Origin of the sequence: Streptomyces sp. NPDC052236 (assembly GCF_044548015.1) — a bacterium.
Classification (GTDB): domain Bacteria; phylum Actinomycetota; class Actinomycetes; order Streptomycetales; family Streptomycetaceae; genus Streptomyces.
Window position 1 is genome coordinate 152819 of sequence record NZ_JBIUBL010000006.1, and the last position, 24005, is coordinate 176823.

General features: G+C 69.0%; 14 protein-coding genes and 5 pseudogenes. 11 read left to right on the plus strand and 8 right to left on the minus strand.

Annotated features, from left to right (window positions below):
* Positions 1 to 17: 17 nt before the first annotated feature.
* Positions 18 to 1001, minus strand: coding sequence for a helix-turn-helix transcriptional regulator (locus tag ACIHCQ_RS12915; protein ID WP_399661454.1), 984 nt, complete (start codon positions 999 to 1001; stop codon positions 18 to 20).
* An 870-nt stretch (positions 1002 to 1871) separates the two neighbouring features.
* Between ACIHCQ_RS12915 and ACIHCQ_RS12920 the strand changes: the two are divergent.
* Positions 1872 to 4088 (plus strand): annotated as a pseudogene (locus tag ACIHCQ_RS12920) (NERD domain-containing protein); the annotation flags it as partial.
* 1333 nt (positions 4089 to 5421) lie between these two features.
* Here ACIHCQ_RS12920 and ACIHCQ_RS12925 read toward each other — a convergent pair.
* Both ACIHCQ_RS12925 and ACIHCQ_RS12930 read right to left on the minus strand, forming a co-directional pair.
* On the minus strand, positions 5422 to 5631 hold the full coding sequence (locus ACIHCQ_RS12925; protein ID WP_399661161.1) for a DUF397 domain-containing protein: 210 nt from the start codon (positions 5629 to 5631) through the stop codon (positions 5422 to 5424).
* On the minus strand, positions 5613 to 6455 hold the full coding sequence (locus ACIHCQ_RS12930; protein WP_399661164.1) for a helix-turn-helix domain-containing protein: 843 nt from the start codon (positions 6453 to 6455) through the stop codon (positions 5613 to 5615). Before ACIHCQ_RS12930 ends, ACIHCQ_RS12925 begins: the two co-directional genes overlap by 19 nt.
* A 202-nt stretch (positions 6456 to 6657) precedes the next feature.
* Between ACIHCQ_RS12930 and ACIHCQ_RS12935 the strand changes: the two genes are divergently transcribed.
* Positions 6658 to 6906, plus strand: a complete 249-nt coding sequence (locus ACIHCQ_RS12935; protein ID WP_399661166.1) for a hypothetical protein — start codon at positions 6658 to 6660, stop codon at positions 6904 to 6906.
* The gene (locus tag ACIHCQ_RS12940; protein WP_399661168.1) at positions 6903 to 7136 is read left to right on the plus strand and encodes a hypothetical protein; all 234 of its coding nucleotides are present in this window, start codon (positions 6903 to 6905) and stop codon (positions 7134 to 7136) included. The genes ACIHCQ_RS12935 and ACIHCQ_RS12940 overlap by 4 nt, the downstream gene beginning before the upstream one ends.
* Positions 7137 to 7267: 131 nt before the next feature.
* On the opposite strand, the gene ACIHCQ_RS12945 is transcribed toward ACIHCQ_RS12940, so the two are convergent.
* Both ACIHCQ_RS12945 and tnpA read right to left on the minus strand, forming a co-directional pair.
* Entirely contained in the window at positions 7268 to 8479 is a 1212-nt protein-coding gene (locus ACIHCQ_RS12945; RefSeq protein WP_399661170.1) for an RNA-guided endonuclease InsQ/TnpB family protein, read from the minus strand.
* Positions 8463 to 8921, minus strand: coding sequence for an IS200/IS605 family transposase (gene tnpA, locus ACIHCQ_RS12950; RefSeq protein ID WP_399661171.1), 459 nt, complete (start codon positions 8919 to 8921; stop codon positions 8463 to 8465). Before tnpA ends, ACIHCQ_RS12945 begins: the two co-directional genes overlap by 17 nt.
* Positions 8922 to 9054: 133 nt before the next feature.
* Here tnpA and ACIHCQ_RS12955 point away from each other — a divergent pair.
* The 3 genes and pseudogenes from ACIHCQ_RS12955 to ACIHCQ_RS12965 all read left to right on the plus strand — a co-directional run.
* Positions 9055 to 11364 (plus strand): annotated as a pseudogene (locus ACIHCQ_RS12955) (phage resistance protein); the annotation flags it as partial.
* Positions 11359 to 11832, plus strand: a pseudogene (locus tag ACIHCQ_RS12960) (BREX system ATP-binding domain-containing protein); the annotation flags it as partial. The pseudogenes ACIHCQ_RS12955 and ACIHCQ_RS12960, both read left to right, overlap by 6 nt.
* The gene (locus ACIHCQ_RS12965) at positions 11832 to 13994 is read left to right on the plus strand and encodes a DEAD/DEAH box helicase (RefSeq protein ID WP_399661173.1); all 2163 of its coding nucleotides are present in this window, start codon (positions 11832 to 11834) and stop codon (positions 13992 to 13994) included. The pseudogene ACIHCQ_RS12960 and the gene ACIHCQ_RS12965, both read left to right, overlap by 1 nt.
* A 196-nt stretch (positions 13995 to 14190) precedes the next feature.
* On the opposite strand, the gene ACIHCQ_RS12970 is transcribed toward ACIHCQ_RS12965, so the two are convergent.
* The gene (locus tag ACIHCQ_RS12970; RefSeq protein ID WP_399661175.1) at positions 14191 to 15096 is read right to left on the minus strand and encodes a hypothetical protein; all 906 of its coding nucleotides are present in this window, start codon (positions 15094 to 15096) and stop codon (positions 14191 to 14193) included.
* 101 nt (positions 15097 to 15197) lie between these two features.
* On the opposite strand from ACIHCQ_RS12970, the gene ACIHCQ_RS12975 reads away from it, so the two are divergent.
* The 5 genes and pseudogenes from ACIHCQ_RS12975 to ACIHCQ_RS12995 all read left to right on the plus strand — a co-directional run bounded on the left by ACIHCQ_RS12975 (position 15198) and on the right by ACIHCQ_RS12995 (position 21972).
* The gene (locus tag ACIHCQ_RS12975; RefSeq protein ID WP_399661177.1) at positions 15198 to 16400 is read left to right on the plus strand and encodes a CapA family protein; all 1203 of its coding nucleotides are present in this window, start codon (positions 15198 to 15200) and stop codon (positions 16398 to 16400) included.
* A gap of 208 nt (positions 16401 to 16608) precedes the next feature.
* Positions 16609 to 18863 (plus strand): annotated as a pseudogene (locus ACIHCQ_RS12980) (HAMP domain-containing protein).
* A gap of 6 nt (positions 18864 to 18869) precedes the next feature.
* Complete coding sequence (gene pgsB, locus ACIHCQ_RS12985) at positions 18870 to 20381, plus strand: poly-gamma-glutamate synthase PgsB (protein WP_399661179.1); 1512 nt, start codon at positions 18870 to 18872, stop codon at positions 20379 to 20381.
* Positions 20378 to 20860: a poly-gamma-glutamate biosynthesis protein PgsC/CapC gene (locus ACIHCQ_RS12990; RefSeq protein ID WP_399661181.1), complete on the plus strand. Its 483-nt coding sequence runs from the start codon at positions 20378 to 20380 to the stop codon at positions 20858 to 20860. Before pgsB ends, ACIHCQ_RS12990 begins: the two co-directional genes overlap by 4 nt.
* Before the next feature lie 32 nt (positions 20861 to 20892).
* Positions 20893 to 21972, plus strand: coding sequence for a C40 family peptidase (locus ACIHCQ_RS12995; RefSeq protein ID WP_399661182.1), 1080 nt, complete (start codon positions 20893 to 20895; stop codon positions 21970 to 21972).
* A gap of 33 nt (positions 21973 to 22005) precedes the next feature.
* On the opposite strand, the pseudogene ACIHCQ_RS13000 reads toward ACIHCQ_RS12995, so the two are convergent.
* Positions 22006 to 22350, minus strand: a pseudogene (locus tag ACIHCQ_RS13000) (transposase); the annotation flags it as partial.
* A 937-nt stretch (positions 22351 to 23287) separates the two neighbouring features.
* Positions 23288 to 23911 carry a DedA family protein gene (locus tag ACIHCQ_RS13005; protein ID WP_399661184.1) on the minus strand — a complete coding sequence of 208 codons (624 nt, stop codon included), beginning with the start codon at positions 23909 to 23911 and terminating at the stop codon, positions 23288 to 23290.
* Positions 23912 to 24005: the final 94 nt, after the last annotated feature.

The window sequence follows — 24005 nt, forward strand, 5'->3', positions numbered from 1 at the left end:
GTCGGGCCGGTGTGCGGTCAGACCCAGCCGCGCTCGCGCGCCAGCAGCGCGGCTTGCGCCCGGCTGGCGGCGCCGAGCGTCTGCATGAGATCGGCGACATACCGCCGATAGGTGCGTACCGAGACCCCGAGCTCACGCGCGCCCGCCTCGTCCTTGCCGACCGAGCACATCAGGGCGAGAACCCGCTGCTCTACCTCCGACAGACCGGAATCCGGGGTTTCACTTGCTTTGCCTCCTGCCGGCTCCAAGTCCTCTGCCTCGTCCCAGATCTTTTCGAACAGGGCGATGATGTTGGCGACGAGCCCGGACTTGTGCGCCAGGAGCGCTCCGCGCGCGGTGTTCTGCGGATCGAGCGGCACCAGCGCGGTCTTGCGGTCATAGACGAGGATGCGTTCCGCGGTGTTCTCGACCACCCGGATCATGGCCCCTTGGGACGCCAGTTCCCGCAGGTAGTTCGCGGTCGGGCCGTCCTGAAGAGCCTTGCGCGGGACGACATTGCGGATGCGTACGCCGCGGCGCAGACAGCGCAGGTCCAAGGGCCGTGACCGTTCGATGTTCTCGGGCGACAGCTTGGCGTACGGCTCCACGGAAAGGATTTCCTCGCGGGCGAAGAAGGCGAGATCGTCGATCCGGTCGCGGATCTCGGCGAGGCCCTCCAACTGGTCGATGTCCTGCGGGGAGTGCTTCTGCGTACCCAGTTCGGCGCGGAGCCTGTCTACCACATGCCGGGACTGGGTGACGCGCTGGAGCTCCTGGTGGAGTTCGTGCAGCCGCGAGTCCACCAGCCGGGCCAGCGAAACCCCGGGATCCGCCGGGGATATCAGTCGGCCCGCGCCTGTGGAGATCAGCAGCCCCAGATCGCGCAGCCGGTCGAGGGAGCGCCGAGCGCTGTCCCGGTCGATGTGCAGGCGCAGGTGGATGTCATCGGCCGACGTGTCCGGGTTGCGCAGGAAGTGCCGGTAGATGATCTCTTCGGCGGCAGAGACGCCGAACACGGACATCTCGTGCTCACCCGCATGCTCTCCCGCGTTCGCGCGCTGCGTTCCGCCACTTCGTTCCCCCATGGTGTTCCCCCGGTGACTGCCCCTGGCGGCCGAACCACTGAAGGTCACCCAGTGATCGGGCCGCTGCGGCCAACATGCTGTGTGCTGTTGCACAGCCTAAGCAGAAGTGTCGCCGGACGCAGCAGGTCGGCGGCGGGAGACCTAGAGCGGGCGTCCAGGCGAGAACCAGCCTCAAGTTTTCCCGCCGAGGACGCCATCGGCTCCCATGATCAGCCGATCACGGGAGCCGGTTCCTTCGGGGCGCCGCCAGGGTTCAGGCGGTCAACTGCCCGCCCTTGACCGCTGCGACGAAAGAGGCGCTGGGGGGTGCCGGAGGCAGGGGTGGTAGTTGCCCGGGGCAGGGGGTGCTGCTGCCGGGGAAGGGCTGCGCAGGTTCAGGCGATCATGAATTCGCGTACGGGCAGGGCCCGTTCGACGATCCGGATGTCACCGAGCCAGCCATGCATCAGCTGGTCGAGCACCCCGCCGTACTCGTAGCCGCCCACCAGCCAGGGAAGGCCGAGCGTGGCGAGCCCGGTGGCGCTGGCGAGGGGCCATGGGTGCGGAGGGCTGGAAGGGCGACGCCTGGGCGAAGAATCCGTGAATGGTCGGCCTGCCGCTCGCAGTGCCGTTCACGGCTGCCGGAGTGCAGGACGGCACCGCCGGTCGGGGTCGGCGAAGCGACCGGGCCGACGGTTGCGGCTCAGCGCACGGCTTACCCCTGTCGTCGGCCACGGCTAGGATTCACCAGGTCCGTGACGTGGTGGAAAAGCCACGCAACGTCACACGGCAGTGACTGGGGACGGAACCAAGAGGCGGGGACAGCGCATGCGGCAAGGCCGGTGGACCACGGTCACCGAGTCCGAGTTCGACCATGAACACCGTGGCCTGGAAGCCATCCGGGAGAAGTTGCCGGACGCCGATCCCTGGCGGGCCTGGTCGAACTTCACCTTCACCGCCCACACCGGTCACGTTCGCGAGGTCGACCTCCTCGTCGTCGCCCCGGGCGGCGTCTACATGATCGAGCTCAAGGACTGGCACGGCTCCGTGACCAGCGAGAACGGCACCTGGGTCCAGACCACTCCCGGTGGCCACCGTCGCCCCCACGGCAACCCGCTCCATCTCGTCAACAAGAAGGCGAAGGAGCTGGCCACCCTGCTCGGCCAGAACGGCAGGCGGGTGTGGGTCGGCGAGGCCGTCTGCTTCACCGACGGCGGCCTGCGCGTCCGCCTGCCCGCCCACGACCAGAACGGCGTCCACACCGTCGACGAGCTGGTGGCGATGCTGCAGGAGCGGCCGCGCGACGAGCGGCGCCGTATCACGGCCATCGAATCCCGCGAGATCAGGACCGCGCTGGAACGGATCGGCATCCGGCGCAGTGACGCCGAGTACAAGGTCGGCCCGTACCAGCTGGACCGCAAGTCCTTCGATTCCGGCCCGACCTGGGCCGACTACAAGGCGAGCCACAGCGAGCTGCCCGAGGTGGCCCGCGTCCGCGTCTACCTCAGTGAGCGCGGATCGGACGCGTCGCTCCGGCGGTCGGTGGAGAACGCCGCCCGTCGTGAGGCGGCCGTACTGCAGCGGTTCAAGCACCCCGGCGTCGTCCAGCTCAAGCAGTACTACCCATCCGGGCACTCCGCGGGCCCCGCGCTGATCTTCGACTACGACCCGCGCACACTCAGGCTGGACGAGTACCTGCTCCAGCACGGCAAGGGCCTGGACATCCTGGGCCGGATGGCGCTGCTCCGCCAGCTCGCCGAGACGATGCGTTCCGCGCACTCCGCTCGCATCCACCACCGGGCGCTGGCCGCCCGTGCCGTTCACGTCATCCCCCGCGACCGGGGGCGGCGCGGGCAGACGGTCGGTGAGGACGCCGCCTGGCTCACCCCACGCCTGGAGATCTCCGACTGGCAGATCGCCACCCAGCGCGCCTCCGGCACGGACGGCGACAGCGGGCAGGGCATGACCCGCTTCGCACCGACGGCACTCTCGGCGATGCACCTGGCGGAGGGCTCCGACCCCTACTTCGCCCCGGAGCTGACCGCCCTCAAGGCCGACCCGGTGTACCTGGACGTGTACGGGCTCGGCGTCCTCACCTACCTCCTGCTCACGGGCAAGGCCCCGGCCGCGAGCCAGGCCGAACTGCTGGCACGGCTGGAGGCAGGCGAGGGACTGCGCCCCAGCTCGCTGGTCGACGACCTCTCCGAGGACATCGACTTCCTGGTGCAGGCGGCGACCGCCTACCGGCCCGAACAACGCCTGTCCTCGGTGGACGAGTTCCTGGAGATGCTGGAGATCGTCGAGGACGGCCTGACCGCGCCGACCTCGGCGCCCGACCCCGAACCGGCCGAGGACCCCGAGAAGGATGCCCTCGAAGCGGTGGCCGGCGATGTGCTCGGCGGCCGCTGGGAAGTCCGCCGCCGCCTCGGCACCGGGTCCACCAGCCGCGCCTTCCTCGTCCGCGATCTCCAGGCCGAAGCGCGCAAGACCCGGCCGCTGGCCGTCCTGAAGGTGGCCCTCTCGGACAGCAGGGGCCAGGTGCTGTTCTACGAGGCCGAGGTGATGAACCGGCTGCGCCCCGACTCCCGGGTGATCAGGCTCGTCGAGCCGGAACCCCTGCGCATCGGGCCCCGCACCGCCCTCGCCCTGGAGTACGTGGGCGACGAGCGCGAGGACACCGACGAAGCGTCCGGCTCCCCCACGGGCACACGATCCCGCCGCCGCGAGGAGACGGTCGCGCGCCAGCTGCGCGAACTGGGCCGGCTGAAGATGGACCAGCTGGAGGCGTACGGCGACTACCTGTTCGGGGCCGTGGACTTCCTGGAGGGCGAGAGCGTCTGGCACCGCGACATCAAGCCGGACAACATCGCCATCCGCATCCGCCCCAACCGCACCCGCGAGCTGGTCCTCATCGACTTCTCGCTGGCGGGCTACCCGGCGAAGGACTACGAGGCGGGCACCGAGGGCTACCTCGACCCGTTCATCGGCACCCTGACCCGCACCGCGTACGACTCGCACGCCGAGCGGTACGCGATCGCCGTCACCCAGTGGTGGCCACCTTGCCGCCGGCGCCTCAGCTCGCCGTCCACAGCTCTTTCATCATGCGTCGTTTATGATCTGGTGCCGGAACCCGCTGGAAGACGCCTGGGGAGATCCGGTGAATGCAGTCGACACCGTATCGGTGGAGAAGCGACAGCTCCCGCTCGTCGAGCGGGCCGGGGACCAGCACGGCAAGCCGGTCTGCGGGAAGTGGACTGTGCGGGGCGTAGTCCAGCAATTGGGAAAGGGCATCCCGCACATACGCGTGCCCGGTGCGGCTTTTCGCCTCGATCACCTCGACACCGTCGGGCCCTTCCAAGTAGATGTCACAAAGACCCGCAGGAGAGCGGAAGCGCCCGGCAGCGGTGGCGAGTGTGCCACAGAACTCCGTGACCAGCGGCTGCTCCTCACGCCGGTAGAGGGTCGTCACCGCCGCACGATCGAAGCTGACGGTCGGGGTATGTTGCCGCTCCAGTTCGGCTCGCCGGGTCGGAACTGGGCCGGGGGCGGGCGGCTCGTCAATACCGAGCTGCTCCAGAACTGTCCTGGTGGTTATACGCAGACCTTCTATGGCAGAGCGTGCTTTGTCGCCCTCCAGCACCAGCTGACCGGGAAATCCATAGTTGTCGGCATACTTGATCAGCCTGGCCAGCACCTCGTACGGAATGTCGGCCGGCACGAAGTCACGCAGGCTGTAAACCGTTCGCCAGCTCTTGCCTCCCGGATGGGGAGGCCACAGCTCGTCGGCGAACTCCCCGCTGGCGAATATCGCGCCGACCTCGCCGACAGCCAGCACCTTCTTCATCCCGGTGAACAGCGCCACGTCGCCCGTGCGGACCTTGGCCATCGCCTTGTCGTGGGTCGGCTTGGCACCCCAGAAACGGGCCGCGCCCGCAGGATGGAGGTGGGTGAGTCGCTCGATTTGTTGGCGCGTCAGATGCCGCGCCAGCTCCCCTTGGAGGAAGGGCACTTCTCGTTCGAGGGTGTCGTTCCAGTGCTTGCGCGACTCCTTGCTCCCGTACGCCGGGCATATGAGCACGCGCGCTTCCTGCTCGGCGTTCGATATGGACTCCGCCGCGTTCTGAGCGAGATCAGATATACCCATGCGGTGATCGTAGCCAGCCCCGAACCACTTGAAGGCTGCACCGACGCAGCGAGAGAATACGATCGGCCGACGGCGCTGGAGTTCCCTCCGTGGCGCCTCGGCGTCGGGCGGCACGAGCCCTACGCTGACGTCCAATCACCGCGGCCCGAGGGCGCCGTACCGCCAGAAGCAACCCACCGGCTACAACAACGGCCCCGCGATCCGAACAAACTGCGGGGCCGTTGTCCTGCCTGGTCAGGCGCTCAACTCCCTGTCCCTGAGCGCCGAGACGAAGAAGACCCAGCTGGTAGCCGGAAACACGAGAGCCGGGCCCTGCGAAACCTTGCTGTCCCGTACTGGGACGGCAGCGGCAACGTCGTCAGAGACCTCGACGCAGGCGCCACCATCCGAGTTGCTGTACGAGCTTTTGCGCCACGTCACGACGCTCAGGTCGATGGATCGCACGGTACTTCCTCCAACATGCGCAGGAGCAACTTCCTTGACTCGGCCAGGGACAGGGCCAGGTCACGTACTGCATCGTAAGCATCTTGCAGCTTTTCAACCGCCGCGCTGTCCTCAATCAGGTCGCCACGGTGCGCGTTCTCCGTGTACGCCACCGTACGTCCGCCCGGCAACCGCAGGAACCACACGTCGGTGCTATCGAGCCCGTAGGGGCCAGCGCTGAACGGCAACACCTGGACGGCGACGTTCCGGCGCTTTGTCACCGCAATGAGGTGCTCCAACTGCCCGCGCCACTCAGGAGCGTCCAGCAACGCCGTCCGCAAGACCGCCTCGGAAAGAATGGTCCGGAAGCGGGGCGCGTCCTCCCCCTCCAGCAACTCCCGCCGCCCCATCCGCGCCTCGACCTGCTGCTCCAGCTCCTTACCCTTGAGCCCGCCCGCCGCCAGCACCTCCCGCGCATACCCCGGCGTCTGCAACAACCCCGGCAGCACACTCACCGCGAAGTGCCACAGGCTCACCGCCTCCGCCTCCAGCGCCATGTACCGCCGGTACCGCTCCCTGAACTGCGTATGGTCCCCGGCCGCCACCTCCCACATCGCCAACAACAGCCCCGGCGTCCCGTAGTGCGTGTCGAGCGCCTGGACGACCTCCGGGCTCCCCAGCGTCTCGCCCTTCTCCATCTTCCCGAACAACGACCAGTCCCAGCCCAGCCGTTCGCCGAGCGCCCGCAGGCTCGTCCCACTCCCGGCCCGTAACGTCCGCAACTCCTCAGCGAACCGCTGACGGGGTTCCTGACTGCGGCCGGTGATGACGCGTCGTTGCGGCATACCGCTGCTCCCTCCGGGACGTGCGCGTGAGCGAAGTGGAACGTGTGGAACCACCTTCGCGCGGCGGGGAAGCTCCGCCCCGTCAACAACCCGGTCGCCCACATCCGGCCGCATCCTCGTAACGACCAGACTACGCAGCGTAATTCAGCCAGTGCAGCCCCGTCATGGAATCACCGGAACCGCACCGCCGACGAGGACCCACATGACCCCCACACCTCACGCTCCCCGCACCCCCAAGATCCAGGAAGCCCTGGAAGCCCTGGAAGCCCGCGACGCCCTCGCCACCGCCCTCACCCGGGCCGGCATCCAGCTCCCCGCGATGAACATCCGCACCCCCTGGGCAGACGACCGCAAGGACGAAGCCCAGTACGTCCTCGTCCACCTCGGCGTGTGCTCAGCCCCCATCGCCCTCATGCTCGCGGACGTGATCACGAAAGGGACCGCCAGGTGACGGAGGAAGCCGACCAAATCCCCACCCTCGGCGAGGCCGTCCACGACGCCGCCCGCGACCGCATCGGACGCGTCATGGGCCGCGAAGGCCGGTACGTCCAACTCCGCCCGCTCGCCGGTGGCCGCGAATGGGACGCCGATCCCGGCCACCTCCGCCCCCTCACCCAGGACGAGCTGCTCAGCGCCCTCGTCGCCGAAGTGAACGCCCGGAGTCGACGCCAGCCCAGATAACGTCACCACTCCGCCGGCACCACCCGCCCCGTCATGGCCGACTCCGCACCGATGTGCGCTCGGTTACGACGGGCTGATCCTCTTCGTGACTCCTCCCCCCGGATGAATCCGGGCGGCTTCTCCTGTCGTGGCTAGGCCACGTCGGGAAGGACCAGCCCGGCCCTGATAGCGACGTTGAGTGCGCCGACCTGATCGGCGTTGGCGGTGTGTCCGCACTGGACGCACTCGAACTTCTCCTGTGTGGTGCGGTTCTCACCGGACACGTGCCCGCACGCGGGGCAGGTGCGGGAGGTGTTGCGGGGGTCCACCGGGATCAGCTTGCGACCGGCGCTTTCAGCCTTGTGCGCGAGGATGCCCAGGAACACCCCCCAACCCGCGTCGTGAATACTCTTGTTCAGCCCGGCCTTGGCGGCGGCGCCGTTCGGCAGGAAGCTGCCGGGCATCTCGGGGTCGGGCTTGGGCTTGGGTGCGCGGACCATGTTCGCGATGCTCAGGCGCTCGTGTGCGATCACGTCGTAGGTGCGGACCATCGCAAGCGCGGTCTTGTGCGCGTGGTCAGTGCGCTGCCGCCTGACTTTGCGGTGCAGGCGGGCGACCTTCTCCACCGCCCGGCCATGCTTGGCGGTGCGGTTCTCCCGCTTGCGTCGCGGGAACTCCTTGAGCGCCCGCTGAGCGTTGGCGAGGGCGTCGGCGTTGCGCTTGCCGTGCCGTGGGCTGGGCAGGTGCTCACCCTGGGACGTGGTCAGGAAGTGGGCTGTGCCCATGTCGATGCCGCACACGGCCCCAGTCGCGGGAAGTGGTTCGGCGGGCACGTCGTCACAGACGAGGATGACGTACCACTGTCGCCCCTCACGCTTGATGGACACGGTCTTGACGCGGCCTTTCACCGCCCGGTGCTGGTGCACGCGGACGTGCCCGACACCTTGCAGGCGCACGCGGCTGACGGGGTCGTTGGGGGTGGAGTCCCACCGGCAGCCATCCCCGTCCTTGGGGAAGTCCACCGTGTCGAACCAGTTCACCCCCCGAAAGCGCGGGTATCCGGGTTTCTCCCCTGCCTTGACCCGGCGGAAGAACGCCTGCATCGCCTTGTCGAGACGGCGAAGCGTCGCCTGCTGCGACGAGAACGACCAGCGGCCCTGCCGCTCGGGGTCGAACGCGCGGATTTCTTTGAGCTGCGCGGACTGGTCGCCGTACCGGACCGTGGTCTTCGAAACGTGCCGGTAGGCGTCGCGGCGTTCCTGCAACGCGCCGTTGTAGAGGGAGCAGTGATCCCGCAGTATCTCGCCGAGCGCGGCGGCCTGGCGGACGGTGGGGCGCAGGAGGAACTTATACGCGTGGTGCACGCTCGGCCTCCTCCTGCTGCTTCTGCTTCTTCGTCCAGGGGCGTTCGAACTGGGTGTTGATGTACTTCTCCACCGTGTCCGCGCTGAGCGCGCCGACCGAGGCGACGAAGAACGACGACGACCACAAGGTGGGCATCTGCGACTTCAGGTGCGCAAACTCCGAGCGGAGCACGCGGGAGGTGAAGCCCTTGAACTGGTTCGCCACGTAGGAGGCGGACGCCTTCGGCTCGTGTTTGACGAACAGGTGCACGTGATCGGGCATCACCTCAAGGGCGATGATCTCCCAGCCCTTCTCTGCGGCCTTCTGCTCGATCAGCTCACGCAGTCGGACTGCGACCCGGCCGCCGAGGACCCGGCGGCGGTACTTCGGGCACCACACCACGTGCAGCCCCAAGTCGTACACGCCACCGGAGTACCGGCGAACCTTACGCGTCGCAGTCACGCGATCACTATACACGCGGCGCACATATAGCCAGGCCAACAGTGCGGATCCATAGGCAAAGTTGAGGTCAGAGCAGCCCAGAGAAGCGATTCCCCCCACGCCTAAAGGCGCGGGTCCCCTCGCTAGATATCGGATGGACGAGCTGATCCTGTGGCTCGCGACCCTCATCCACGACCAGAAGTTCGTGGCCCGGGAAGCCGGCAAGATCACCAACTTCGTGGAGGGCGGCGACGCCCGCCGTGCTGTGCCGGTGATCTCGTTCATCGCACGTCAGCGCGACCTGCGCGAGCTGGTCGGCGAGGAGGTGTCCGGGGCGGCCGAGTCGTCCATCCAGGACACCCTCAACCTGGCCTCGGGCCGGTTCGACAAGATCACGCTGGAGGACCGCAACCTCCCGCAGGTCGCCCACGCCCGCCTGCTCCGGCCCAAGAACGAGGAGGCCGCCGCCCTCGTCGACGCCGAGTTCGAGAAGACCCGCAGGATCCGTCAGGAGGTGTGGGACACGCTCCTGGGCTCCGACCGCGGTGCGGACGGCGTGGGCGCGGACGAGGAGAGCTTCCGGCTGACGTACCCCTTCTCGCCGGCCTTCATGGACACCCTCGTGCACGTGTCGTCCGCGCTCCAGCGCAACAGGACCGGCATGAAGCTGATGGGGCAGCTGCTCGCCGACCACCGGGCCGAGCTGCGGCTGGGAGACCTGATCCCGGTCGGCGACCTGTACCCGCTGATCACTGCGGGCGGCGACAAGCCGTTCACCGACAGTCTGAAGGTGGTCTTCGAGGCGGCCGACAAGCTGTACCGGACCAAGCTGCGGCCGTACCTCATCCTCACTCACAACGTGTCGGAGGAGGTCATCGAGCAGTACGCCCACCGGCCCGAGAGCATCACTGACCCGGACCTGCGCACCCGGATCAAACAGTTCGTCGGAGACAACCGGATCGTCGGCACGCTGCTGCTGTCGGCGCTCGCCCCGAGCGTCCCCGCCCTGTCCGACCTGACCATCCGCCGCCTGTCCGCGCTCAACTACGGCTCGGTGGTCGCCCCGATCCCGGGCCGCGAGTACGGCATCCTGAAGAGCAAGATCGGCGAGTGGGCGGGCCGCTTCCCAGAGATCAAGGAGACCGGCACCGAGACCAACCTCGGTGTCCGGCTCGAACTGTCCGGCGTCGACGTCGACTCGGTGATCGCCAACGCCAACGTCAACGACAACCCCGGCAACCGCGAGGCCCTCGCCAAGCGGCTCCTCGTCGAGGAACTCGGCATCGACCAGGAGCAGTTGATCAACGAGCTGCGCTTCGCGTGGCGGGGCACGGAGCGCGGTGTCGAGGTGGTGTTCGGCAATGTCGCCGACGAGGACGCGCTGCCGGACCACGACCTCATGCCCCAGCAGGACGGGCACTGGCGGATCGTGATCGACCTCCCCTTCGACGAGAGCGAGTGGGGGCCGCGCGAGGACGCCATGCGGATGCAGCGGCTGCGGGAGCGGCAGGGCGAGCCGTCCCGCAGCGTCGCCTGGCTGCCCACGCACCTCTCCAGCCAGCGGTACGGCGACTTCCGCCGCCTCGTCGTCATCGACAAGGCCCTGTCCGACAGCCAGCGGTTCGACGGCCAGTACGCGGGCCACCTGAGCCCCGACAACCGGGCCCGCGCCAAGGGACTCCTGGAGACCCAGCGGGAGTCGCTGCTCAAGAACGTGAAGGCCGCCTTCAAGCAGGCGTACGGCCTGTCGGACAAGAAGGCCACCGACGTGGAGCTCGGCTTCGGCGACCATCTGCAGTCGCTGCGCGAGGTCGCGGGTCTCACCCTGTCCTTCGGCCAGTCGCTGCGGGACGGCATCCGGCACATCGCCGGCAAACTGCTCGCGAGCCAGTACCCGGACCACCCGAATCTCGACCCCGACGGCAACGGCAGCGTCGTCCGGCCCGCCGACGCCAAGAAGGTGTTCACGCACGTACGGGCCGCCGCCGAGGCCCGCGACGGACGCGCCGAAGTCCCCGCCCCCGACCGGAACCTGATGCGCCGGGTGGCCACTCCGTTGCGGCTGGGACAGCAGAAGGAGGCGTACTTCGAGGTGTCGGAGTACTGGGCGGAGCATTTCCGGCAGCTCGCCAGCGGGCAGGGCGTGACCGGCGACCTCAGCCTGATCACCCTCACCGACTGGACGGACCGGCCCACACCGCGCGGTCTGCCGGGCTTCCTCGCCCGCCTCGTCGTGGCCTCGTTCGCCGAGATGGACGACCGGGTGTGGGTGCGCGCGGGGACGCCGCTCGACCCGGCACCCGCGCTGAACGAGATCAAGGACCATGACGCGCTGCGCAGCCAGCCGCTGCCCTCCGAGGAGGACTGGTCGGCCGCCCGGCAGAGGTTCACCGCGGTCTTCGGCGATCCTGCCCCCACGCTGCGGCGTGGCCGCATGGTGAACCAGCTTGCCCGGCAAATCACCGGCACACCCGCCTTCTACGACGGCCAGCAGGGCGTGCAGCGACTTCCGCCGCTCGCCCAACGACTCGCCACCGACTTCACGACCGATCCTCGATTCGACAACCCGCGGGCGGTCCAGCTGCGCCTGTCCGGATTCACCCTGGAATCGCTGACCGGCCTCGGGGTGACCATCCGTGATCTCTACGCGTCCGGGGCGGACTCACCCGACCGGATCAAAGCGCTGGCGGACGACGCGTACGTCGCCGATCTGGCCCGTGCGGTGGGCGGTGCCCTCGGCGGCAAGGTGGGTGTCGCCCCCCGGCTCTTCCTCAAGAAGCTGGTCGGCGACGTCCTCGACCGTATCGACCAGTTCCCGGACTTCGATCCGCGACAGCACTACCGGCTCACGGTGGGCGGCAGTGAACTCACCGACGTCGAGCGGAACCTGGCCGGATCGTCGTCGGCCGATGACGTCGACCTGGAGCTGTGATGACGTCGGCCACGGACCCCGTCGACCGGCTCGACCCCGTCATCCTGCACCATGTGGTCAACACGCTCGGCTGGCCGGATCTGCGGCCCCTGCAGCGGGCCGCGATCAACCCGGTGATGGACGGCGAGGACGTCCTACTCCTCGCTCCCACCGCCGGCGGCAAGACCGAGGCAGCCTGCTTGCCGATCCTGTCGGCCATGTCCGCACAGGGCTGGACCGGCACCTCGGTCCTCTACCTCTGCCCGCTCAAGGCGCTCCTCAACAACCTGGTGACCCGCGTCGACGGTTACGCGCAATGGCTGGGACGCCGCGCGGCTCTGTGGCACGGGGACACGAAGGAGTCGCAGCGTCAGCGCATCCGTACCGACAGGCCCGACATCCTGCTGACGACGCCCGAGTCGCTGGAAGCCATGCTGATCGGGGTGAAGACGGATCACGCGCACCTGCTGGGGGGTGTCCGGGCGGTCGTCGTCGACGAGGTGCACGCGTTCGCGGGCGACGACCGGGGCTGGCATCTCCTGGCAGTCCTCGAACGCCTCCAACGGGTCACCGGGCATCCCATTCAGCGGATCGGATTGTCGGCGACCGTCGGCAATCCCCAACAACTGCTCACCTGGCTGCAAGGGTCCGGCGCCAGCCGGCGCACGGGGCAGGTCGTCACCCCGGAACCCATGGCCCCCTCGGGGGAATCGTCCGGCCGGGCGCCCGCGGACGACCCGACCGGGCCTCCACCCGGAGAGATCGAACTCGACTACGTGGGCTCTCTGTCCAACGCCGCCAAGGTCATCGCGGCGCTGCACAAGGGCGAGAAGCGGCTGGTGTTCTGCGACTCCCGGCGGCAGGTCGAAGAGCTGGGCGCGGCACTGCGGGCACGTGACGTCACGGTGTTCCTCTCGCACGCCTCCCTCTCGGCCGACGAGCGGGCCCGGTCCGAGCAGGCGTTCGCCGAGGCGCGTGACTGTGTCATCGTGGCCACGTCCACCCTGGAACTGGGAATCGACGTCGGCGACCTCGACCGAGTGGTCCAGATCGACGCGCCCGGCACCGTCGCCTCGTTCCTCCAGCGCATCGGCCGTACAGGGCGTCGGGCGGGAAGCCCCCGGAACTGCCTGTTCCTGGCCACCCGGAAGGACACCCTGTTGCAGGCCGCGGCTTTGCTGCTGCTCTGGGGCCGCGGCTGGGTCGAACCGGTCGTCGCACCGCCCGAGCCACGCCATCTCGTCGCACAGCAACTGCTCGCCGCCACGCTCCAGGAGCACAAGCTGGGCGATCAGGTGTGGCCTGAGCAGTGGAACGGCTTGGCGCCCTTCGACCGCTCCGCCGCTCCCATCCTGCGTCACCTGACGGAGGAAGGCTTCCTCGACACCGACGGAGGCATGCTGTTCATCGGCCCCGAGGCCGAACGCCGTTTCGGACGACGCCACTTCATCGAGCTGACCGCATCCTTCACCGCCCCACCGCAGTTCACCGTCCTGTCCGGCCGCACCGAGATCGGCCGGATGGACCCGTCCGTACTCACCGAGGAGCGTCCAGGCCCGCGACGACTGCTGCTGGCGGGCCGCAGCTGGCAGGTAACGTTCATCGACTGGGGGCGCAAGCGGGTCTTCGTGGAGCCGGTCGAGAGCGGCGGGATCGCCAAGTGGTCCGGAGGCACACTCATCGGACTCTCGTACGCGCTGACGCGAGCCATGCGCGATGTCCTCCTGGGCGCCGACCCGCCAGTCACACTCACCCGACGAGCCCAGGTCTGCCTCCAGGAGTGGCGTGACGAGGACGCCCCGCACCTCGTCCATCCCGGCGGGACGTTGATCGCGCGGCGCGGGAACGACGTCCGCTGGTGGACGTGGGCGGGGTACCGGGCCAATGCGACGTTGGGCGCGACACTGTCCTCGATCGCCGACCCGGTCCAGCGGCCGACGGACTGCTACCTGCGGCTACGGGAGGATCTGAGCCCGGACATGTGGCGCGCAGCACTCGACGCCGCACAGGCCGGGCCGGCACTCGTCCTGCCCGACGTCGACCAGCGGGCGGTACGCGGCCTGAAGTTCTCAGCAGCGCTCCCCCAACGACTGGCTGTGGCCACCCTGTCGGCGCGACTCACCGACTTCGACGGCGCACGCGCTGTTCTGGCGGAGCCCAAGCGCTTCTCAACCGGCCAGTGACCCGCGTACCGCCGCTTTCCAACAGGGACGTTTCCTCGTCCCCTCCCGCGGCCAGTCCGTCAGTTGCAGCACGCTGCGGAAACCGAGGCCCTTGTTGCCGATCCCCTCTCCGCCGGGGTCCGGGCGATCACGGCCGCCCGGAACCGTCGCCCTCTGCGACATCCCACACTCGGAGCGTCAAACGAGCGTCCGACAGCTAACCCCATGACGGACTACTGGATTTCCACGCCGTGACCAGCCCGGCAAGGGCGTCGGCGGCCTCCTCGGTGTCGCGGCCGTCGTCCGCGCGGGCGTGCCGGGCCAGCTCGACGTGGACGAAGCCGGCGTGTTCGCGCTGCGCCGAGCGGCCCTGGACGTTGGTCGTGCCCTCCAGCGGGCAGCGTGCCGCCCACGCCCGGCAGACCCGCAGCCCGTCGTTGTCCATGCGGTCGGCCATGGCAGCCACCTCGGCGGGCGCGGTCTCGACGGCGCCGGTGGAGACGACGGCGTCGTAGGGGCGGTCGGAGGAGTCGGTGAAACCGTGCAGCTGAACGCCGGGCACCCCGCGCTTCTGCAGTTCCACGACGACCGTATGGAAGGCGCTGTCCTCGCGGTGGGCGACATCGGCCGCGTCGTCCTCGCCGGCCCGGCGGTGCGTGCCGGCGAGGACGAGGGCGCCGCCGGGATTCTGCTCCAGGAGCCGGATGCCGAGGGCCTCGGTGTCGCGGTCGGAGACGGGGTGCGGGACCTGGACGTTCCAGCGGACGGCGGAGTCGGCGTTCAGGTACAGGCGGCCCCAGCGGGTGCTCTCGCCGGTTCCGGTGGCGGCGATCTCGTCGTAGCGGCGGCCGGAGTCGGTGTCGGTGAGTCGGGTGAGGCCGAGGCCGAGCGGGGCGAGCTGCCGTTCCGCCTCCTGGACGTCGCCCGACAACAGGCTCCCGACGGCCTTCGCCAGCCGCGCGCGCTGTGCCTTGCCGGGCGGAGCGTAGGGGGAGTCGGCGCGGAACTTCGCTGTGTATCCGAGGATGCGGCTGCGCAGGTCGACCAGTTCCCGGGCGCGCGGAACGGAGTTCTCCGAGGTCGGGGACGTATCGGCCTGGCAACCGACCAGAGTCAGCAGCAAACCTACCGGGACGAAAAATCGTAGAAAACGTGACCATCCCGTGACGAAAACCCCATGGTCGCTTGTAAGGTTCATGTAATTACTCGTGTAACTATGGCTCGGTGACATTCCGTAAATCTCTCGGTAAAGGTCGTTCGCTGGCAGTACTGGCGATAGCCACCGGCCTGACCGTGTCGTGCGGCTCCGAGGCCGTGCAGCCCCAGGCCAAGGCCGGCGGCCGCAGTTTCACCGTCGCCGCGGCCGGCGATGTCCTCATCCACCCCGAGCTGGTCGAGCAGGCCGCCAAGGATGCCGAGGAGAACGGGCAGGGAGAGGCCGGACTGGACTTCGGGCCGCTGCTCGCCGGGGTGAAGCCCGTGATCAGCAAGGCCGACCTGGCGATCTGTCACATGGAGACGCCCGTCGGGAAGCCCGAAGGACCGTTCCAGGGATACCCGGAGTTCCTGGTTCCGCCGCAGATCCTGACCACCCTGAAAGACGTGGGGTACGACACCTGCTCGACGGCCTCCAATCACACCTACGACCACGGACTGAAAGCTGTGCGGCGCACGCTGGACGCCATGGACGAGGTGGGCCTCGGGCACACCGGGTCGGCGCGGACGCCGGAGGAAGCAGAGCAGATCAACATCCGTGACGTCAACGGCGTCAAGGTCGCCCACCTCTCCTACTCCTGGGAGTCCTTCCTCAACCCCACGCCCAAGAAGGAGCGCTGGGCCTTCAACCGCTCCAGTACGGACGAGGTCAAGAAGACCGAGAAGCGGGCCCGCGACAAGGGCGCCGAGGTGGTGATCCTCTCCATGCACTGGGGCCTGGAACATTACAACGAGCCGAGCGTCCCGCAGCTGGACATGGCCCAGCGGATCACCAAGGAGACCGGGGTCGACCTGGTGATCGGGCACCACGCCCACGTGGTCCAGCCGATCCAGAAGGTCAACGGCACCTGGATCGCCTACAGCCTCGGCAACCAGGTGGCCCGGCACTCCTCGCCGACCGGCCTCACCGAGGAGGGGGCCATCGGCTGGTTCGAGTTCCGCGAGACCGCCGACGGCTGGGACGTCTCCGCCCGCTACCGCACGACACAGGTGGACATCCCGCCCGAGATCGAGGCCGGGGAGAAGGCGATCAAGGGCGCAGTCGAGGACCTCCGGGTGGTGGACGTCCAGCAGGCGCTGGAGAACCCCGAAGGGCTGTCCGACGACCGGATCGCCCGCTACCGGCTGGCCGAGGACCGCACGCGCGGCTTCCTCTACAACCGGGGAGCGCCGGGCGGCGACGGCCTGAAGCGGCTGTCGCTGGAGAAGTGACCAGGCCCACACACCCCCTGCGTGCCGACGGATACAAGCTTGTCGGCGTTTATCAGTCTGCTCTGTGACGGCGTCTCACAGCCGAGCGACAGCGGTTCTCCTCAGGGCGCTGAGCACCCGCAGCGACCAAGGAAGAAGACCGGTGACATCGACTCCTGCCGCGCCCCTCGTGCCGAAAGGCCGACGGCGCAACCGCAGACGCGCGGACATGCCGCTGCTGGGCGGCATCCGGCCGCCGATCGCGCTGCTGTGCGTGCTGATCCTCGCCCTCGCGGGCCTCACGGCCAAGGTGCTGGGGCCGGACACGGAACCGGTCGTGCCGAAGGCGGTGCTCTCCTCGCAGCAGTACTTCGCCCAGGACGGCGCCATCGCCCTGCGCGCCTCGATCGACGAGCGGGTCACGGACCTCGAACGCACCGCCACCGCGCTGAACGCGGGCCGTCCGGCGGACCCCGAGCGCGTTCTGTCGGACCTGAGCAAGGCGTACCAGAAGTGGACCGGCACCACGGTGCTGGACCTGGAGAGCGGCAAGGTACTCGCCGCCCGTGGGGAGCGCATCCCGCTCGCCTGGCTGGACAAGGACGTCCTCACCGGTGACAAGGCACTCACCCCGCGCATGGTGCGGCTGGAGACCGGCGACGTGCGCCTGATGACGATGGCCGTGCTGGACGGGAAGGAGGGGGCGCAGCAACTGCTGATCGCCTCCAACAGCCTCTCCGTGCCCTCCATCAACATGGGCCCGTTCCGCAGCATGGCCGTCGTCGCGCGGGGTGGCGAGCTCCTCGCCACCGCCGGCTTCGAGCAGTCCGAGGCACTCAACTCGGACGCGGAGCGCGAAGAACTCACCTTCCTGCAGAAGCAGATGTCCCGGCTGTCCGACCGGGCCGCCGAGGAGACCGAGCAGAACCCCGTCAGCGCCCGGGAGCCCGGTTCCCGCGGCTACCCCGGCGTCAGCGGAACCCTGCTGGGCGAGGACTACAACGGCCGCATCGCCACCGCGGGGTACGCCTCCCTCGCCGCCTCCGACCCGGAGGACGGGGAGAGCGTCGCCGCCGGCCTCGGCCTCACGGTCGTCGCCATGCTCCCCGTGGTCCAGCAGCAGACCGTCACCGAGGACAGCCGGCAGCTCTTCGGCCTGCTCGCGGCGGGCGCCCTGGTCCTGCTCGGACTGCTCGCGGTCGCCGTGCTGTGGATGACCGTGCAGCGTCCGCTGCTCGGACTGTTCCTGGAATCCCGCCGGCTCGCCCGCGGCGACCTGATCCGCCCTGTCACGGTGCCCCGCTGGGGCGAGGCCGCCCGCATCGGCTCCGCACTGGAGCGCACCCGCGGCCAGCTCGGCGGCGTGAGCGCCCCGGACGGTGCCACCGATACCCGCCCGGCCGGCAGGTTCCGGGGCGGTGCGCGCGGGCCGCTGGCGCTGACGGCGGTACTCCTGCTGCTGTGGTGCGTCCCCGTCGGGCTCCTGCTCAACCGCACGGACGGGACCGTCAGCATCCCCGCCGTCATGGTCGGCGACCAGCGCGACCGCACCGACCTGGTCGCCGACCGGGCCCGCCGGGCGCTGAACGAGGCCCAGGCCGACCTCGTCTCCACCTCACGCCTGATCGACACCGACGACCCCGCCGCCACCGAGACCCTGCTGAAGCACGCCCTGCGGGAGCACACCCGCTACCAGGCGCTGTACGTCGTCGGTGAGGCCGGCGACATCGTCGCCCGGGCCGGCGACGACCCCCACACGTGGAGCGCGAAGAAGGACCGGTCACTGGTCCGCGTCTCCGGCAAGGGCGAGACGAAGCCCGTCGTCCAGGCCGGGGCGCCCGTGCCGGAGCACGAGGGCATGACCCTCGTCGGCGAGGTGCGGGTGGAGTTCCTCAACTCGCTGCTGAAGCGGCCCGGCCTCGGCGAGGTCCGGATCGTGAACGCCGACGCGCGGACTCTCGCCGCCAGCGACGGTTTCCTCGCCTTCGAGGAGCTGCCGAACGACGCGCTGCCCAACCTGGTGCGCGCCGCCAATGTGCAGGTGGGCGCCGGGCCCGTGGAGAACGGCCTGCTCATCCGGGACGGTGGCGCCGTCACCGTGGCCGCCGCCGCGCCGTTCACCGGCGGCGGCGTCGCCTCCGACCTCGGCTGGACCGTCGTGAGCTGGCAGAACGCCAGCCAGTTCGAGATCACCGCCTACGAGCGCGAGGACCGCAGTGTGCTCGCCAGTCTGCTCGGCCTCGCCCTGATCGTGGTCTGCTTGGGCTGGATCCACCTCGTCGTCGTACGGCCCCTGCGGGCCCTCGCGGCCGGCGCCGAGAAGCTCGCCGACGGCGACCTCAAGACCGTGCACTACCCCCGCTACCAGGACGAGGTCGGCGCCGTCGTCCGGAGCCTCGAACTGATCCGCCAGCAGTTGCAGGCCCGCCGGCAGACCCAGGCGCTCCGGCCGCCGAGCCCCGGCCCTGCGCCGGAGGAAGGTGACCAAGCGTGCTCTACCTCTACTTCGTCCTATTGATCGGCAGTCTGTTCCTGCTCGTCGCGGGCATCGTGGAGCAGCGTCGGCACTACGCCGCGCTGCACACCATCCCCTCGCGGGTGCTCGTCAACGGCATCCGCGGCAAGTCCTCCATCACCCGGCTCTGCGCGGGCGCGCTGCGGGGCGGTGACCTGATCACCGTCGCCAAGACGACCGGGACGGCGGCCCGCTTCATCCACCCCGACGCCACAGAGGAGCCGGTCTACCGCAAGTTCGGCATCGCCAACGTGGTGGAGCAGATCGGCATCGTCCGCCGGGCCGCCACCTACCGGCCCGACGCGCTCGTCATCGAGTGCATGGCCGTGATGCCGGCCCTCCAGGAGGTCAACCAGAGCAAACTGATCCGCTCCACCATCGGCGTGCTGTGCAATGTCCGCGAGGACCACCTCGCCGAGATGGGCCCCACCCTCGACGACGTGGCCCGCTCGCTGTGCCGCTCGATGCCCCACGACGGCATCTGCGTCACCGCCGAGAAGGAGCGCTTCCACATCCTCCAGGAGGAGGCGGACGCCCGGAACTGCCAGTTGGTATACGCCGACCCGGAGACCGTCAGCGACGGTGAGCTGCGCGGCTTCAGCTGGTTCACCTTCAAGGAGAACGTGGCGATCGCCCTGGTCGTCGCCGAACTGCTCGGCGTGGAGCGCGAGGTCGCCCTCCAGGGCATGTACGACGCCCCGCCGGACCCGGGCGTGCTCTCCGTGGAGCGCTATGTGGCCCCCGACGGCAACCGGCTCGCCTTCGCCAACGTCTTCGCGGCCAACGACCCCGAGTCGACGCTGATGAACATCAACCAGCTCCTCGACCTCGGTGCCATCCGCCGCCCCCTGAACGTGGTGATCAACTGCCGCCCCGACCGCGTGGAGCGCAACGGGCAGATGGGCGAGATCATCCCCGACCTCCAGCCCGACCACGTCTTCGTCATCGGGCACCCCGCCAAGAGCGCCATCGACGCCATCCCCGCCGAGTGGCGGGACCGGGCGGTCGACCTGGGCGGCGAGAAGCGGTCCGCCGAGGAGTTCATGCCGGCCCTGCTCGGCCGCATGTCCGACGGCTCCTGCCTGGTGGCCATCGGCAATATCCACGGCCAGGGCGAGGAGCTGCTGGAGTACCTCGCCGAACTCCCCGCCGACGAGAGCGACGCGGACGAGGAGACACCGAGCCCCGCCGCCGCTGCGACCCCGGCGCAGGCGCCCCGCCTGGACCCGTTCGCCTCGTACCCCCCGGCGTACGAGGAGCGCTACCAGGCTTCGCAGACCCAGGAGATCCCAGTGGTCCGCATCCCGGCCCGGACTTCACGGCCTTACCGGCAGCAGCACGAGCCCCACGAACAGTACGCACAGCAGGAGCGGTACGAGCCCTTCGAGCAGTACGCCGACGCGCCGCGGCAGCAGCCGTACGAATCCGCCCAGCAGACCTGGCCGCCCTACGACGAGCCGCACGACGACGCCCGGAGACCCCGTTGACCACCGCCGCACTGACCCCCGAGATGGCCGCCCTGGGTATCGCCATAGGGTTGTTCTTCTCGTTGCTGTGCTACCTCACCACCAACCTCTCGCCCGGCGGCATGATCACTCCGGGCTGGCTCGCCCTGACGCTGATCGAGGACGTCCAGCGCGCGGCCATGGTGGTGGGCGTCACCGCACTCACCTACGGCGGCACCAAGATCATGCAGCGGCTGGTGATCCTCTACGGCAAGCGGCTGTTCGCCTCGGTGGTGCTGCTCGGCGTGCTGCTCCAAAGCACGGTGATGATCCTGCTCTCGCTGGAGTTCCCGCTGCTCTACGGCAACCAGACCCTCGGCTTCATCGTGCCCGGCCTGATCGCCTACCAGATGGTGCGCCAGCCCAAGGGCCCCACCCTGCTGGCCACCGGCACGGTCTCGCTCATGGCCTACATCGTCGTCGCCGCCGGGCTGCTGCTCGGCATCATGCCCGCTGTCTGACAAGCCGCCCCAGAACAACCGAGGAGTAACCGATGGCAGGGAAGAAGAAGTCACGGCCCGTCCTCTCGGGTCTGGTGGTGCTGGCGCTCATCGCGACCTCCGGCTACCTCACCCTGGAACTGCGCAAGCAGGAGGCGCCCGGGGTGACGGAGGTCCGCAACGTCGGCGTCCTGGACGGCGGCGAGGGCTCCGGCTCCGCCTCCGACGACAAGGGCAAGGCCACGTGGTCCCGGCTGGAGAACCCCGCGCGCTCGGTACTGCGCGGCTCCGACGGCCAGATCAAGGCAGTGTTCACCGACGGGGCGCGCCTGGCCACACTCACCGGCCCGGCCCGCACCTTCGCCGAACCGGCCTCGACCTCCTCCAAGGTCTCCACCACGGACTGGGTGCGTCTGATGCCTGAGTCCTGGAAGAAGGGCGCCGAGAAGGAGAAGTGGTTCACCGACTGGCACGCCGAGTACGAGGACAGCAAGGAGGACGACCTCTTCGCCATCGCCTTCCAGTACGTGGCCGGCGCTCCGCAGAAGAAGGACGAGCAGGGCATCGCCTACGCCGGTGACGCCAACTTCGGACCGCTGAATGCCACCGGCGCAGAGGGCGGCGACCTGCGCCTGGAGCAGTCCGACTTCTACGACTACCTCGGCCTGCCCTACCCCTTCCGGAATGGCCAGACCGGCACCCCCGAGCCCCTGCGCGCCAAGTCCCTGGACTGCTCGGGATTTATACGGATGGTGCTCGGCTACCGCACCCGCTACCCGCTGATGTCCTCGGACACCTCCGGCGACGGACTGCCGCGCACCGCCAACGGCATGGCCCGCTCCGACAAGGGCGTCGACGTGCTCCCGCTGACCGGGGTGTCGGCCGACCACCGGCCGTCCGCCATCGACCAGCTCCAGCCCGGCGACCTCGTCTTCTTCAAGCTGGACGCCCGCACCAAGGACCGGCTCGACCACGTCGGCATAGTGCTCGGCCACGACACCGAGGGCCACCTGATCTTCGTCTCCAGCCGCGAGGAGGTCAACGGCCCGACCATCGGCGACGTCGGCGGGGTCTCCCGACTGGACGGCAACGGCTACTACGCCAAGACGCTGCGCAGCGCCACGCGGCTGTGACCGTGACTGCCCGCCCGGCGCCCCGGCGGGGCCCTACCGCGCGGCCGCGGCCGACGCCTGGGCCTCGCCGCTGCGGCGGATCTGCCGGAAGGCGAACTCGCCGAGGTCGTCGCCGGCCCGGAAGGCGGCCGTGTCCTTCTCCGTCACGTCCTTGGTGCCGGTGACCGTGAAGGCGTAACGGCCGTAGGCGTCGGTCGTGGGCCAGCTCCTCCGCCTCGCCCCGCCCGCGTCACGGCGTCCGGGCACGGCCTGTGACTCGTCCTTGCTGACCCACGTCCGCAGCGACTCCGCGGTGATGCCGAGATCCGCGGCCACCGCCGCGTACGTCCGCTTGCCGACCGCGGCGCGGTAGAGCGCGACGGCGTCCTTCTTGAACTCCTAAGGATCATCCTCAGGCAGGACCTCGCCCCGGCAGCGTAAACACCCGCTGTCCAGCTCGCGGGGGGAACTTCACAGCCGACGTAAACGATCGGGCAGCCCCCGACGCACTCACCGTCTGCCGGGTCGGTCTTCTCGGTAGCCATCGCTCGATCTCCTGGTTATCGCACCTGCCAGCAGAATCGTGCCTCTGGGTCCCACTCCCCAACCGAGCGTCACCCGAGCGTCAAGGAGTACAAACAACCTCAACACCAGTGCCCGGGTGGTAATCGCCGCCTTCTGAAACCGCAGGTCAGCGACTTGGGACGGTGAGGCTGTTCGCTCGACTGTTTCACGGAGCAAAACAGGTCGAGCGAACCAATCGGGCCACAAAACCGCAGGTCAGACGGCCTTTGCCAGGGGGCTCAAGGATCGCCACGCACTCCACGTGGTGCGTCATCGGAAAGAGATCAAGGGGACAGTATCTGAACTGAACCGCAGGTCAGAGACCATCCCTTAGCCATCCTGGGAGTAGCGGTCAGGGCCGATGCGTCAAACGTGCGTCACGCATCGAGACGAGCGCACCAGGCGCCGGGAAGCCCCGGTTCTCAGACGCCTACAAGACGTGGACAGGGACGGCAGATAGAGGCCGGCTCCGATAGCGCACGCCCCACAGATCGCCTACCCCAGCTGCTGTCACTCTCTGGCCTCCATCGCGCCCCGCGCCCGTCCCGGCGGGCAAACCACCTGGTAGACCCTACCGCGCGTGTTCCCGGGAGCTCGCCGGCCGGCCGGTTCCTTCCCCCACTTTCCACGCGCACCCCATGAACGCACCCGAGCGCGCCAAGTCACGGAGTGTCGTTGCAGTAACTAGGCCTCGCGGCGCTTGGCGGTCCATGCGGAGGCGCTCGAGTCCCATGTTTCGGCGAGCGGGACCGGACGGTAGCGGGCGGAGGGGTCAGTCGATGGCTGTGTCCGCTGCGACGGCAGTCCTGCGGCGGCGGAGGTGACGTACGCCTTCGAGGACACCGGTCACCACGAACGCCAGCCCCACACCGACGGCGATGGCCAGCAGCGTGTTCTCCTGGAACACGACGCCGCCGAAATAGCCGGTGAGCGCGGTGTAGGCGCTCCAAGTGGCGGTGGCGAACGCGACGAACAGTATGTATTTGCCCAAGGGGTAGCCGACGAGCCCGGTGGACAAGGTGGCCAGGTAGCGCCCCACCGGGATGAACCGTGTGGTCACCAGGATGAAGCCGCCGCGAGCGTCGAGTTCGCGGGCGAACCAGTCGTGTGCCGTCCGGCGTTTGGAGCCGGGTGGCAGGCGCTTGAGTATGCGTACACCCAACAATCGTCCGACCACGTAGGGAACGAGATCGCCGAGAAGGGCGCCGAGCGTCGTGGCGGCGATGACGAGCACGATGTCGGTCTGTCCGGTGGCGGCGTAGACGCCTGCGACGATCACGACGGGTTCGCTCGGGATCAGCGGGAGGAAGGAGTCGAGGAAGGACACCGAGATGAGCACCGCGTACAACCACGGTGAGGTGATGACCGATTCGGCCAGCTCGAGCCAGCCGATCATAAGCCACAGGCCTTCGTCGTCAGATGCAGATGGATTGTCATGGGGCATCCCTCCCGGGATGGTCGGCGATCACGGCGTTCGGCACATGAGGGGT